This is a genomic window from Aquitalea sp., assembly GCF_030150775.1.
GTDB classification, from domain to species: Bacteria; Pseudomonadota; Gammaproteobacteria; order Burkholderiales; family Chromobacteriaceae; genus Aquitalea; species Aquitalea denitrificans.
The window spans coordinates 183,532-196,986 of the sequence record NZ_JASLFG010000013.1; the positions used below are offsets into that span (position 1 = coordinate 183,532).

The window sequence follows — 13,455 nt, forward strand, 5'->3', positions numbered from 1 at the left end:
GAAATACTTATTTACAATTTGATCCAGAACAGCAAAGACGGTTTGCAGCAGGTAATGCATGCACGATGCCTGTTGCAAGGCGACACAAAAGACACAGCAGAGGCAGGCAAGAACAAGTGCAAGCCCGGCTGAAAAATGGGCGAGGATGCGCAGGCAAAAAAAAATCCCCTGAGGGTTCTCAGGGGCCAACACGAGGAAGAAACATCTGGCCGGGGTTACCAGCTCGATGCTTCGAGGGGCTAACACCACAAAAGACCTTGCGGTCTTCAGTGCGATGCACAATTTAGCGCAAATGCTCTATTCTGTCCATTCAATTCAGCGGCTTATCCCTCATGCCCACTGATAATCCTTGAACATTTCACGCAACTTCATCTTCTGCAGCTTGCCGGTGGCGGTGTGCGGCAGCTCATCCAGGAACACCACATCATCCGGTGTCCACCACTTGGCGATCTTGCCTTCGTAAAAGCCGATCAGCTCTTCACGCGTGGCGCTGGCACCAGCCTTTAGCACCACCACCATCAGCGGGCGCTCGTCCCACTTGGGATGCACTACCCCGATAGCCGCAGCCTCGGCCACTGCCGGGTGGCCAACCAGAATGTTTTCCAGCTCGATCGAGCTGATCCACTCGCCGCCAGACTTGATCACGTCCTTGGTGCGGTCGGTAATCTTCATGTAGCCGTCACGGTCGATGGTGACAACGTCGCCAGTATTGAACCAGCCATCCTCGGTATGACAGTCGTCCAGCTCGCGCTTGAAGTAGCGCGACAGCACCCACGCCCCCTTCACCTGCAGATTGCCAAAGGCCACGCCGTCATTGGGCAGCGGTTTGCCTTCATCATCGACAATACGGATGGCCACACCGTAAATCGGGCGGCCCTGCTTGGTTTGCAGTGCACGTAAAGCAGGCGTATCGCAGCCCTGATGCTTGAACTTGGGCGTACTGGTTGTGCCACAGGGCGACAGCTCGGTCATGCCCCACAGCTGGCGCAACTCGGCACCATGCTCGGCCAACTGGTCAACCATGCTTTCCGGTGCCGCAGAGCCGCCCACGATCACACGCTTCAGACTGTGTATTTTCAGATGATTCTTCTGGCAGTGCTGCAACAGCATCATCCAGATGGTGGGCACGCCGGCGGCCATGGTGACGCCTTCGGTCTCGATCAGCTCGTACAGGTTGACCCCGTCCATCTTGGGTCCGGGCAACACCAGCTTGGCCCCGTTCATGGTGCAGCTGTAGGGCAGGCCCCAACCGTTGACATGGAACATCGGCACCACCGGCATGATGGCGCCCTGGGCCGAGATATCCAGGCTGTCCGGCAGCGAACTGGCAAAGGCATGCAGCACGGTGGAACGATGCGAATACAGCACGCCCTTGGGGTTGCCGGTGGTGCCCGAGGTGTAACACAGGCTGGAGGCAGTGTTTTCGTCGAATGCCGGCCACTGGTAGTGGTCGCTGTGGCTGTTGACCAGGTCTTCATAGCACAGCAGGTTGTCCAGCGGCGTCTCGCGCGGCATGTGGGCACGGTCGGTCAGCAGGACAAAATGCTGCACGGTGGTGAGCTCGGCGGCAATCTGCTCCACAACAGGCAGAAAGCTCAGATCAAACATCAGCACCTTGTCTTCGCCGTGATTGATGATGTAGCTGATCTGCTCGGCAAACAGGCGCGGATTGACCGTGTGACAGATGGCACCGGAACCGGAAGTGGCAAAGTAGATTTCGTAATGGCGATAACCGTTCCAGGCCAGGGTGCCAACAGTATCGCCATGCTGCACCCCCAGGCCGGCCAGGGCATTGGCCAGCTGGCGGCTGCGGCGGGCTGCCTCGCGGTAGGTGTAGCGGTGAATCGGGCCTTCCACAGTACGCGACACGATCTCGCTGTCGCCATGATAGGTTTCGGCATGTTGCAGCAGGGCAGAAATCAGCAGCGGCTGATCCATCATTTGTCCACGCATCTTGTTCCCCTCTATTGTCGTGGTTTGTGAGTCCATCAAAAGACCATATGCATTTTGGGGCATTTGCTCCAATCATATTTTCTGATGCCATCCGGAAAGACCCGCTGATGAAAACAGTGCTTTGCAGAAGATGCCACAGCAGGTTTCCTAGCGCTTGCTTGGCAGAACAACAGCCAAAGCCCTGCCAGAGCAGGGCTTGTGCGTGATATAGAGAAACACCGCACGATATGCAGGGAAATTACTGTAAATCGGTATGGAAACTTACTTGCCAGTCGCAATGGAAAAACCAGTCCGCCGAATACAACAGCTGATGCGTTTTAGCTTTTCACGGGCCGCTTGGCCAGCATGCGCTGCAAGGTGCGGCGGTGCATACCCATGGAGCGGGCGGTAGCGGAAATATTGCCGTCGTGTTCGTTCAGTACCCGTTGCAGATGCTCCCAGGTAACACGCCGCAGCGACATGGGCTGTGGTGCCAGCGGCAGCTCCGGGTTAGCACTGACCTGCTGGAATGCCGCCAGAATGTCATCCACCGTAGCCGGCTTAGCCAGGTACTGCACCGCCCCCAGCTTGGTTGCCTCCACCGCCGTGGCAATGCTGGCGTAGCCGGTCAGTACGACAACTGCAGCCTGCGGGTAAAGCTGGCGCAAGTCCGGCAACAGTCGCAGGCCGCTTTCTCCTTCCAGATTAAGATCCAGCACGATACGCTGCGGGACGTCCTCCCTTAGTTGCAATGCCTGGGCACCGTTGACCGCGCATTCCACCTGGAAGCCCCGTCGCGCCAATGCCCGGGATAGAACCGTGCTGAAAGCCTCGTCATCATCAACCAGCAGAAAATCCAGCGTCATGCTTGCTCCTCCAGCCGCAGGGGTAATCGCACACAGGCATGCACCCCACCTTCCGGCCTGTTTTCCAGCGTCAGGGTGCCGCCCAGCCTGGCAAGTGTGGCATGGCTGAGCATCACCCCCAGTCCCATCCCGGCAGGTTTGCTGGATGTCAACGGTGCCAGACCGGCACGTTGCAACTGTGCCGTGGACAAACGACCCGACGGGTTGATGATGTCCAGCTGCAACAACTTGCCGTGCAGGGCCGCCGTCACAGTGAGCACCCCGCCTCCCGCCTCGGCTGCGTTATTGATCAGGTTGAAAAATGCCGGCCAGAAGGCGGCATCCAGCCGCACCAGCGGGTCCGGCCCTGGTGTCGCCTGCCAGTCCAGCTGAACATCGGGGCGCAGGCTGCGCCAGCCTGACAACTGCTGTGCCAGCGTGGCAAACAGCGCTTGTGCGGTATCGGCCTGCTGTACACCCTGCTTCAGCCGGGACAGCGCTCGGGCACAGGCCGCCAGCTGGGCCTGCATCAGAAACAGATTTTCCTGCAAGGATGCATCGGCAGCATGCTGCTGCAGCATGTCATCCACCAGCAGGGTGAGGGTATTGATAGGTGTGGATAGTGAATGTGCAGCTCCTGCTGCCTGCATGCCCACGGCCAGCAACTGTTCGTCACGCAGCTGGGTTTCCCTGGCCGCAGCCAGGGCAGCTTCGCGGGCGGCCAGCTGACGTGCCAGCCAGGACACAAAGCTGGTAATCAGCAGGGCAGACAAGGCAAAGGTCAGCCACATCCCAAGCAGATGCAGGGAAAACGCATAGGCGGCATCACTGCCTTGCAAGGGCCAGGGCAGATGCCAGCCAAACAGGGCGGCATAGGCCAGCATGCTCAGCAGCGACAGTCCCCAGGCAAACACGCCAGGGGACAATAAGGCGGCAAACAATACCGGCGGCAGGTAAAGCGAAGCCAGGGGATTGGCCGCCCCACCGCTGAATGCCAGACACTCGGTCAGGGCCAGCACATCGGCCAGCAAACCCAGCCGCAGCAGCAGCAGGGGCGAAGCACCACGCTGCAGTTGCCCACCCAGCAGTTGATTGAACAGGGCCAGCGTTGCCAGCGCCTGCAACAGCAGCAGCCAGGGCAGGGACAGGCCGGCAGCGGCAAGCAGTAACAACAGTACGCCACCTGCACCCAGCATCAGCCAGCGCAGGCGGGCAATCAGGCGCACGGCATCGGGCAGGTCTGCCACCAAGCGTGAAGAGGAAGAAAACAATTGGGCCAGCATGGTCGACACTTTAGCATCCCGCCGCCCCGGCAGTGACTGCGACATAATGCCGCACCGCGAAAGCGGCCCCGCTCGTCGCCATCGCGCCAGTCTGCTAGTCTTGCAAGACTTTTTGTCGAACCATGACGGATGAAACATTTGAAACTTGCCGCCTGCGGCCTGATCCTGTTTATCGCACTGGGCCCGCTGGTGGGCCTGCTGGCCACCGGGGTGATGCCCATGCTGGCTTACATGCTGGGTGCGCTGCCGGCGGCACTGGCCGGCGTGCTGCTTGTCTTGCTGCGGCTGTCGCTGGAGGGCAGCATCAGCCACTGGCAGCAAGCCTGGCCGCGCTGGCGGCTATTATTGCTGGCCGCGCTGCCCGGAGCACTCATCGGTGGTGTCATCACCCTCTACTACAGTCGCTGGCTGCAGCCGGCACTGTACGATCCGGTATTCAATTATTATGTGGGCGCAATGGCTGGCGGGGTGTGCAATGCCCTGTACTGGCGACTGCCCGGCACCGCTGCGCAGACCTGAGGCAGTGCATCCGGACTACGAAGCTGACAAACAGCAACGGGTAAGCCGCAAAAAGAAAGCCCGCCTGGTCGGGGCGGGCAACAACACCTTGGAGTGTGTTCCGGCAGGCGTACGCTTGCCGGCTTGTCTGGCACCAACAATACGCTGTCGAAAATGCCAGGCCAATGCGACAGATTGCCGCAGTGTCAGCTGAGCTTGCGCAGGCTGACCTGCAAACCACCACTTTCCCGGTTCGCCAACGTCAGACCCAGACCGTGCAAACTGGCAATGCGTTCGACAATGGATAATCCCAGCCCACTACCGGGCATGTCCTGCCCCGGCGGGCGGAAAAAACGCTCATGTACCCGCGCCAACCATTCGGGGGCAATACCCGGGCCATCGTCCTGCACCAGGATTTCTCCTTCCGCCAGTACCAGCACGATATGTGCCCCAGCCGGACAATAGCGCACGGCATTATCCAGCAAATTGCGCAACAGCAAGGTCAGCAGGGTGGCATCTCCGGTCAGTGGCAGCACCTTGGGCGCAGCGGTTTGCCACACGATGTCCAGCATCATGTTTTTTTCAGCCGCCGCACTGCGTACATCAGCCATGGCCTCACGACTGACTACATCCCAGTCAACGTTCTGGCTGCTGGACAGGCCTTGCAAAGGGTCCAGCCGTGACAATGCAAGCAGCTGCTCCACCAGGCGGGTGGCACGGCGTATGCCTTGCTGCAACTGTTGCAAAGCATGCTGGCGCCCGACATCGTCCGGCATCAGCGCCATCACTTCAGCCTGCACCTGCAAGGCTGCCAGCGGAGTGCGCAATTCATGCGCAGCATCGGCGGTAAAACGGCGCTCGTGTTCCAGCGTTTCTGCGATACGGGCAAACAGGGCGTTGAGGGCACGCACCATGGGTAACACCTCGCCCGGCACATTCTCGGTCAGCGGGCTGCTGTCCAGCGCGCTGCGCCGCCCAAGATCACTGGCCACCTGCTGCAAGGGCCGCAAACCCTTGCGCACTGCCCACAAAATCAGCAGCAGCAGTACCGGCAGCCCCAATAGCCAGGGCAGCAGCTGCCCTTCTATCACCTTGAATACCATTTCGTGACGCAGCTTTTGCCGCTGCCCCACCGCTACCAGGCGCGAGCCATCCGGTGCCGGCAGATAAAATAACCGCCACTCGTCGCTATCGTCATGCCCGCTGACACTGTAGAAACCACGCCGGCTGGCATCAAAGCTGAAATGACGCCCCTTGCCGTCGCTCAGCAACAGGCTGCCATCACCATTCCATACGGCAACGCCGATATCGTCATCTTCCACTTCGCCACGATCACCACCACGGATCAGCTTTTTGGTCTTGGGCAGCGCTGGCAGCTCGTCATCTCCATGTTCGCCCATATTGACGATCAACAACTGGCGGGCGAACAGGGTGAGCTGGGTATCGTACAGCTCGTCCACCTCATGATGCGCCACATAGACCGCCACCCCGGTCGAGACCAGCCAGATCAGCGGCACGGTCACCAGCAGCAGGATGGCCAGCCGGCGCTGCAAGGTGGGCTGGCGCGTCATGCCGGTTCACCCAGGGCATAACCCACACCTCGCTGGGTGCGAATGAATCCGGCTCCCAGCTTCTTGCGCAGATGGTGGACATACACTTCCACCGCATTGCTTTCCAGCTCCTGGCCCCAGCCGTACAGCTTTTCCTCGATCAGGTCACGCGGCAGCACCCTGCCCTTGCTGGACAGCAACAGCTCCAGCAAGGCCAGTTCGCGGGCGGTAAGCTCCAGTTGCGCCTCGTCCAGCCAGGCGGTACGTGCTACCGGATCGAGACTGACCCGGCCATGGCTCAGACGGTTGCTGGTCTGACCATGACGGCGGCGAATCAACGCCCGCAGACGCGCCGCAACTTCGCTAAGGGCAAAGGGTTTGACCAGATAATCGTCTGCGCCGGCATCCAGCCCCTTCAGCCTGTCATCCAGCGCATCGCGCGCGGTCAGCACCAATACCGGGACATCCTGCCCGTTCTGGCGCCAGGCAGTCAGGATATCCATGCCATCCATGCCAGGCAGGCCCAGATCCAGCACCACGGCATCAAACGGGGCTGCCGACAGTGCGGCCATGCCTTCACGTCCCTGGCGAAACCAGTCCACCACGAAGCCTAACTGGCTCAGGCCCATTTTCAGGCCATCCCCGATCAGCGGATCATCCTCAACCACCAGTATGCGCATGTTTATTTCCTTGCTTCGAACTCCGGCACTGCGGACTCGCCGCGGTTCTGCGGTATGGTTTTTACGCCGGTCACCATGGCCTTGATCAGGTTGATACCGCCCAGCCAGCTCATCAGCAGTGCTGCCAGCACATGCAGGCCAACACTACCGATCAGGATATTGGCCAGCGCCTCATGCAGTTCCTGCATGCCGTCATCGCCCCAGAATGCATCAGTACCAAGCAGATAACCGCTGACACCCAAGCCCAGCACCAGCGCCATCAGCCACAACATCATCAGCGCACCCAGCGGGTTATGCCCGGCATGGGCATCCAGGCGGCCCTGGCGCATGTCCTGCCAGTGTGCCTGCAAGCGGCGCGGCGTAGGAAAGAAATCGGCAAAACGGGCATGTCGGCTGCCGACAAACCCCCAGATCACCCGCGACAACACCAGCACCACCGCCAGATAACCGCTCCAGCGATGCGGGCCCTCGCCATCTTCCAGCACAAAATAATTGCCCAGCACACAGGCCGCCAGCGTCCAGTGAAATACCCGGACAAAACGGTCCCACACCTTGATTTCCTGTGTATTGTCAGCCATCAATCCATTTCCTTTCAGCCAGAGAACAGGCCGGCCCCATCGGCAGCCGGCCTTCCCGTACCGCGAGTGCAGCCCAGCAGCCGCTTATTGCTGTACTTCGCTCTTTACCGGCTTGCCGGTTTTGGTGTCGAAGTAGATTTCCACCTTCTTGTCGTCCTTGTTCTTGCCATAGATTTCATAACACTGGCCGCTCACCTTGAACTTGTCGATCTTGTAGCCCTGACCTTCCAGCTGTTTCTTGAAGTCTTCCTGTTTGATCCACTCGTTCTTGGGGTGGGTTTCGCACTTGGCGGCAGCAAAGGCGGCGGGGGCGGCGAAGGCAGCAATCAGGGCAGTCAGCAGCAGTTTTTTCATTTCTCGAATCTCCAGGATTAAACCGGTTCATTCCGGCAGCAGGGCTATTTAAGCGCAACAGTCTTAAACCCAACTTAACGCCCTCTGCGTCATCAGCCATTCACCAAAACCTCATCGCGCTGTCATCTGCCGCATGCAGCATGGCGCAGTACCCCACGGCAGAACGGACCTAACATGCAGCCCGACTCCGACCCTGGCAACAAGCAGCACTATCGCGCCATCTGGATTTCCGATGTCCACCTGGGAACCGCCGGTTGCCGCGCCGATCACCTGCTGGATTTCCTCAAGCACAATGAATCCGACTACCTCTATCTGGTGGGCGATATCGTCGACGGCTGGCAGCTGAAAAAGTCCTGGTACTGGAAGCAAAGCCACAACGATGTGGTGCAAAAGGTGCTGCGCAAAGCGCGCAAAGGCTGCCAGGTAGTCTACGTACCGGGCAATCACGATGAAGCGGCACGGCATTACGCCGGGCTGGACTTCGGCGGCATAGCCATCCGGCGCGAAGCGGAACACACTACAGCCGATGGCAAACGCCTGCTGGTCATCCACGGCGACGAATTCGACGGGGTCATCCAGCACATCAAGTGGCTGGCCTATGTCGGGGACTCGCTTTACACCGCCATCCTGCAGCTGAACCGCGGCTTCAACTGGCTGCGCAAGCAGCTGGATCTGCCGTACTGGTCGCTGTCGCAATACCTCAAACACAAGGTAAAGAACGCGGTCAATTTCATCAGTGACTTCGAGAAGATCCTGGCCGGAGAAGCCCGCCGCCGCGCCTACGATGGCGTGATCTGCGGACATATCCACAAGGCTGAAATCCGTGATATCGATGGCGTGCTGTACGGCAATAGCGGGGACTGGGTGGAAAGCCTGTCAGCCCTGGTCGAGCATGCAGATGGCCGACTGGAAGTGGTGTACTGGACCACACTGCTGAGCCAGCCGGAAAAGACCGGTCGAAAAAACCGCCAGGCCACATCAGACAGCAAACCCGCCTTTGACAACGAACTGCCCCGCCCAGGCTGGCCCGTCACGCCAGTCCCGGTCAGTAAACAGCAGCATGACGACAACCACCCGCTTTCCGACCCCAGCCAGGAGACCCCATGCGCATCCTGATTGTCACCGATGCCTGGCAGCCGCAGGTCAACGGCGTAGTCCGCACCCTGACCGAAACCAGCCGTGAACTGACGGCATTCGGCCATCAGGTGGAAATGATCACGCCGCTGGAATTCAACACCCTGCCCTGTCCCACCTACCCGGACATCCGCCTGTCCATCCTGCCATATCACCAAGTGGCACAGCGTATTGCCGGCCTGTCGCCCCATGCCATCCACATTGCCACCGAAGGCCCTCTGGGCCTGGCGGCACGCCGTTACTGCCTACGGCACAAGCTGGCATTTACCACCGCCTATCACACCCGTTTTCCGGAATACATCGCCGCCCGCACCCGCCTTCCCCTGTCCATCAGCTATGCCTGGATGCGCCGTTTCCACAATGCTGGCAGCGCCACCATGGTCCCCACCCAGTCCATTGCCGACGACCTGCGCGCCCGCGGCTTCAACAAGGTGGTGCTGTGGAGCCGTGGCGTGGACACCCAGCTGTTCACACCCGGCACGCGCGAACGGCTGGATGAAAGCCAGGCACCGCGCTTTGTCTATATCGGCCGGGTAGCCGTGGAAAAGAACATCGAGGCCTTCCTCAAACTCGATCTGCCCGGCAGCAAATGGGTAGTCGGTGACGGCCCCTTGCTGTCCCGCCTGCAACGCGAATATCCCGATGTCCATTTTGCTGGCGTGTTTCCGCAAGCAGAGCTGGCAAGGTTCTATCGTGCGGCCGACGTATTTGTCTTTCCCAGTCTCACCGACACCTTCGGCCTGGTTCTACTGGAGGCCATGGCCTGCGGCACACCAGTGGCCGCCTACCCGGTCGCCGGTCCGCGCGACGTGGTGGGCAACAGCGGTGCCGGGGTGCTGCATGAAGATCTGCGCCAGGCCTGCCTGGAGGCACTCAAGATAGACCGCAACCATGTCCGGGCCGTGGCCGAACGCTTTTCCTGGACCGCAGCCGCTCGCCAGTTCGAGCAGCACCTGCACCCCAACTCACCAGAACGGGTAGCCATGCTCAAGCCACAGGCCAGTTGAAACCATGCACAGCATGGCGTTGCAAAATGGCTGCGCCTGCCAAGCAGGCAAGCACAAGGCTTCAGCACATATGCATTGCCGGATACCCGGCATTGCAGAAAAAAAACTTGAGTAGAAACCGCAGCGGCCTATACTGAACTCATTGAGCAACAGGGAGGGTTTGGGATGAGTCAACGGCCGGATTCCGACAACCTTGTTCACACCGGCGCTCAAAATCCATCACCTTTTCAGGTTTGATGGCGGGAAGCTCAGACTTGCCCGCGAGCGCAGCAAGCGTCCATTACGGATGCATCAGACGACAGGTAGTCGGTACGCCAGACACGAAACAACAGACTTTGCTAAAGCATGATGAGTAAACCGGGAAGCCATTCCCCTCTGCGCTACCGTAACAGGCAGCGAGCATGATGTTACCGCCCATACGAAACCGGGCAGCCATTCCGTAACATCAGTTGTTTGAGACTTATCTAGTGCTGTGCATACAGCCTGTTCTTTGGTAAAACCTGTGCGCCTGCAGTCAGGACATCGTTGGCAGACATGTTCGGGGCCACACAGGGTGAAGACTTGTATGTGATGTTTGCGTTATCCCGCAAATCCTTCTTTTCAAGCATGCAGTGACACACCACAGAGGGCGGCCGGTCAAGCCGCCCTCTTTCTCGTTCTAGCCTTGCCCCTGCTTCAGTCGCTCAATCACTGCACGCGCCAGATGCTGCGTGCTTACTCCCGGAGAAATGACGTCCGGTGTGGCAATGCCCTCTTCCAGGGTAGAGCGCACTGCCAGTTCCACGAGTAAGGCAAGGTCGGCACGCTGCCACCAGATCCTGAGCAACATCGCCGCACTGAGAATGGCCGCCAGGGGATTGGCAATGCCCTGCCCGGCAATATCCGGTGCCGAACCATGTACCGGCTCGGCAATGGCTGCCGTCACGCCGAGATTCAGCGACGGTGCCAAGCCCAGCCCTCCGCCAAATGCCGCCACCAGATCAGACAGGATGTCGCCGTAGAGGTTGGGGGCCAGCAGCATGTCAAAACTTTCCGGAGCCTGTGCCAGCCGCATGGCCGCGGTATCCACCAACATTTCATCCACGGAAATTTCCGGATACTCCCGCGCCACCTCGCGGGCACAATCACGGAACAGGCCATCGGTGCGCGGCAGAATATTGGCTTTGTGGATGATGGTGATGCGCTGGCGTCCGGCATGCCTGGCCATTTCAAAGGCGCTTCTGGCAACACGTAATGAAGCGGTGCGGGTAATCCGCTTGATGGCGACGGCGACTTCGCCATCAGACTGCTCGTCCCCGACATACAGGTCTTCGGTATTCTCACGGACGATGATCAGATCAATTCCAGGACGGCAAACCGGCAAGGGCAGACTGAGCGTGGGGCGGATATTGGCGTGGCAGCCCAGCTCGCGGCGCAACTGCACGATGGGCGAGCGATACCCCTCCACCAGCTGCATGGGGGAACTGACTGCACCAAAGAATACGGCACCACAATCGCGCGCGGCCTGCAGCGTCTTGTCCGGCAGGGCCTTGCCGTGTTGGCAGAACGTTTCCCAGCCGGCATCGGCAAATACCAGCTGCAAACCCGGCAGCACGGCTTGCAGCACGCCCACGGCTACCGGTACCACTTCATGACCGATCCCGTCACCGGGAATCACACACAGCTTCATCGCTTGCTCCGCTTTCTGTCCGCAGAACAGCAGATTGTACTCGCCACTACGTCAGCCACCTAAAAATAATGACAAAAGAATGGCTCTCCAGCTTGGTTTCGTACACTGTCAGACAACATCTGACTGGTAAACAGCTTTATGCACTAGCGTAGCCAGCAATACAATTCGCTGATCTAAATCAACGCTTCACTAAGAACAAACAGGAATAAACACAGCGGAAAGAAATCGTTAGGGTTGCCCCATTCTTTAAGGTAACATCCTGTTCCAGTTGACTTTCCCGCCGCAAGACAGCCATAGCGTGCCAGAAGCTGTTGCAGGCTTGGCGTCGTGGTGATTTGCTCATTATGTTGAATGACATAGTGAGAACGGCTAGCAATGTTTAGTCAAGCGCCCCTGAAAAGGGTAAAATCGCCGCAACCACTCATTCCTTGATTTCTTTTGGATAGCGAGCAGCAATTTATATGTCCTCCCCCAATCTGACCGCTGAAAAGGTATTGTCGGTTCACCACTGGAACGACACCCTGTTCACCTTCACCTGCACCCGCGATGCCGGTCTGCGCTTCATCAACGGCCAATTCGTGATGATCGGCCTGGAAGTAAACGGCAAGCCGCTGATGCGCGCCTACTCCATTGTCAGCTCCAACTACGAAGAGCATCTGGAGTTTTACAGCATCAAGGTACAAGACGGCCCGCTGACTTCGAAGCTGCAACACCTGCAAGTGGGCGATACCGTCCTGATCAGCAAGAAGCCCACCGGCACCCTGGTGCAAGATAACCTGCTGCCGGGCAAAAACCTGTACCTGCTGTCTACCGGTACGGGCCTGGCACCGTTCATGTCCATCATCAAGGACCCGGAAGTTTACGAACGTTACGACAAGGTCATCCTGACCCATGGCGTACGCTGGGTAAACGAGCTGGGCTATCACGACTACATCACCAAAGAGCTGCCGGAAAACGAGTTCTTTGGCGACATCGTGAAAGAAAAACTGATCTACTACCCGACCGTTACCCGCGAGCCGTTCCGCAATCAGGGCCGTCTGACCGACCTGATCACCAACGGCAAGATGTGTGCCGACATCGGCCTGCCGCAGCTGAACCCGGAAAACGACCGCGTACTGATCTGCGGCAGCCCGTCCATGTTGCACGACCTGTGCGAAATCCTGAACGGTCTTGGCTTCAAGGAATCTCCGCGCATGGGCGAACCGGGCGACTACGCCATCGAACGCGCCTTCGTGGAAAAGTGATTTAGCCTTTCCCCGCGCAATAGACAAAACGCCATCCAGCTGGATGGCGTTTTTCTTTGCCCGCACACAGTACTACCGGGTATTGAGGAAGTGGCAAATGCAAAAAAGGAGGCCGGAGCCTCCTTTTGCTTATTGCGAGCCAGACGCTGACGTCTGATTAGTTTGCTGCGGAGGCCGGAGCGGCTTTCTTGGCAGCGTGGTGCTTTTTAGCGTGATGCTTTTTGGCAGCGTGCTTCTTTGCCGGAGCGGAAGCGTCAGCAGCCTGGGCTTTCTGAGCGGAAGCGTCTACTTTCTTGGCAGCATGCTTTTTGGCGTGGTGCTTTTTGGCAGCGTGCTTCTTGGCCGGAGCGGAAGCATCAGCAGCCTGGGCTTTCTGAGCGGAAGCTTCTACTTTCTTGGCAGCGTGCTTTTTGGCGTGGTGCTTTTTGGCAGCCTTTTTAGCCGGTGCGGAAGCATCAGCAGCCTGGGCTTTCTGAGCGGAAGCTTCTACTTTCTTCACGCCTTTCTTGGCGTGGTGAATCTTGGCAGCTTTGGCTTTCGGTGCGGAAGCAGCAGCCGGAGCAGATGCGTTGGTGGCGGCGAAACCAGCAGCGGAGCTCAGACCGAAGGCGGCAGACAAAACGAGCAGGGTCAGTTTTTTCATGTTGCGTTCTCCAATATCAAGTGGGGAGTGTTCTTTCC

At 58.9% G+C, this 13,455-nt stretch carries 13 protein-coding genes; 4 read left to right on the forward strand and 9 right to left on the reverse strand.

Annotation, left to right across the window (positions count from 1 at the left end; all coding sequences use genetic code 11):
• Positions 1-330: 330 nt before the first annotated feature.
• The 3 genes from QVF59_RS04995 to QVF59_RS05005 form a co-directional block, all read right to left on the reverse strand.
• Complete coding sequence (locus tag QVF59_RS04995; protein WP_287877737.1) at positions 331-1,953, reverse strand: 3-(methylthio)propionyl-CoA ligase; 1,623 nt, start codon at positions 1,951-1,953, stop codon at positions 331-333.
• A gap of 317 nt (positions 1,954-2,270) precedes the next feature.
• Positions 2,271-2,798, reverse strand: coding sequence for a response regulator transcription factor (locus QVF59_RS05000; RefSeq protein ID WP_159874834.1), 528 nt, complete (start codon positions 2,796-2,798; stop codon positions 2,271-2,273).
• Complete coding sequence (locus tag QVF59_RS05005; RefSeq protein ID WP_287877739.1) at positions 2,795-4,060, reverse strand: sensor histidine kinase; 1,266 nt, start codon at positions 4,058-4,060, stop codon at positions 2,795-2,797. The genes QVF59_RS05000 and QVF59_RS05005 overlap by 4 nt, the downstream gene beginning before the upstream one ends.
• 129 nt (positions 4,061-4,189) lie before the next feature.
• Between QVF59_RS05005 and QVF59_RS05010 the strand changes: the two genes are divergently transcribed.
• A complete protein-coding gene (locus tag QVF59_RS05010; RefSeq protein WP_159874832.1) occupies positions 4,190-4,579 on the forward strand; it encodes a hypothetical protein in 390 nt (129 codons plus the stop codon).
• A gap of 185 nt (positions 4,580-4,764) precedes the next feature.
• On the opposite strand, the gene QVF59_RS05015 is transcribed toward QVF59_RS05010, so the two are convergent.
• From QVF59_RS05015 to QVF59_RS05030, 4 genes are all read right to left on the reverse strand, one after another.
• Positions 4,765-6,129: an ATP-binding protein gene (locus QVF59_RS05015; RefSeq protein ID WP_287877741.1), complete on the reverse strand. Its 1,365-nt coding sequence runs from the start codon at positions 6,127-6,129 to the stop codon at positions 4,765-4,767.
• Entirely contained in the window at positions 6,126-6,788 is a 663-nt protein-coding gene (locus QVF59_RS05020) for a response regulator (RefSeq protein ID WP_287877743.1), read from the reverse strand. The genes QVF59_RS05015 and QVF59_RS05020 overlap by 4 nt, the downstream gene beginning before the upstream one ends.
• 2 nt (positions 6,789-6,790) lie before the next feature.
• A complete protein-coding gene (locus tag QVF59_RS05025; RefSeq protein WP_287877745.1) occupies positions 6,791-7,366 on the reverse strand; it encodes a cytochrome b/b6 domain-containing protein in 576 nt (191 codons plus the stop codon).
• A gap of 84 nt (positions 7,367-7,450) precedes the next feature.
• Positions 7,451-7,720 carry a PepSY domain-containing protein gene (locus QVF59_RS05030; protein ID WP_287877746.1) on the reverse strand — a complete coding sequence of 90 codons (270 nt, stop codon included), beginning with the start codon at positions 7,718-7,720 and terminating at the stop codon, positions 7,451-7,453.
• A 174-nt stretch (positions 7,721-7,894) separates the two neighbouring features.
• On the opposite strand from QVF59_RS05030, the gene QVF59_RS05035 reads away from it, so the two are divergent.
• Together QVF59_RS05035 and QVF59_RS05040 are read left to right on the forward strand one after the other, a co-directional pair.
• Positions 7,895-8,836, forward strand: coding sequence for a UDP-2,3-diacylglucosamine diphosphatase (locus QVF59_RS05035; protein WP_287877748.1), 942 nt, complete (start codon positions 7,895-7,897; stop codon positions 8,834-8,836).
• Positions 8,824-9,861: a glycosyltransferase family 4 protein gene (locus QVF59_RS05040; RefSeq protein ID WP_287877750.1), complete on the forward strand. Its 1,038-nt coding sequence runs from the start codon at positions 8,824-8,826 to the stop codon at positions 9,859-9,861. Before QVF59_RS05035 ends, QVF59_RS05040 begins: the two co-directional genes overlap by 13 nt.
• A gap of 658 nt (positions 9,862-10,519) precedes the next feature.
• Here the strand turns inward: QVF59_RS05040 and QVF59_RS05045 are convergent.
• Positions 10,520-11,530: an isocitrate/isopropylmalate dehydrogenase family protein gene (locus tag QVF59_RS05045; protein ID WP_159874825.1), complete on the reverse strand. Its 1,011-nt coding sequence runs from the start codon at positions 11,528-11,530 to the stop codon at positions 10,520-10,522.
• Positions 11,531-11,991: 461 nt separating this feature from the next.
• Here QVF59_RS05045 and QVF59_RS05050 point away from each other — a divergent pair, with 461 nt between their 5' ends.
• Positions 11,992-12,774 carry a ferredoxin--NADP reductase gene (locus QVF59_RS05050; RefSeq protein WP_159874824.1) on the forward strand — a complete coding sequence of 261 codons (783 nt, stop codon included), beginning with the start codon at positions 11,992-11,994 and terminating at the stop codon, positions 12,772-12,774.
• A gap of 157 nt (positions 12,775-12,931) precedes the next feature.
• Here the strand turns inward: QVF59_RS05050 and QVF59_RS05055 are convergent, their stop codons facing one another.
• The gene (locus QVF59_RS05055; protein WP_287877753.1) at positions 12,932-13,417 is read right to left on the reverse strand and encodes a hypothetical protein; all 486 of its coding nucleotides are present in this window, start codon (positions 13,415-13,417) and stop codon (positions 12,932-12,934) included.
• Positions 13,418-13,455 lie beyond the last annotated feature (38 nt).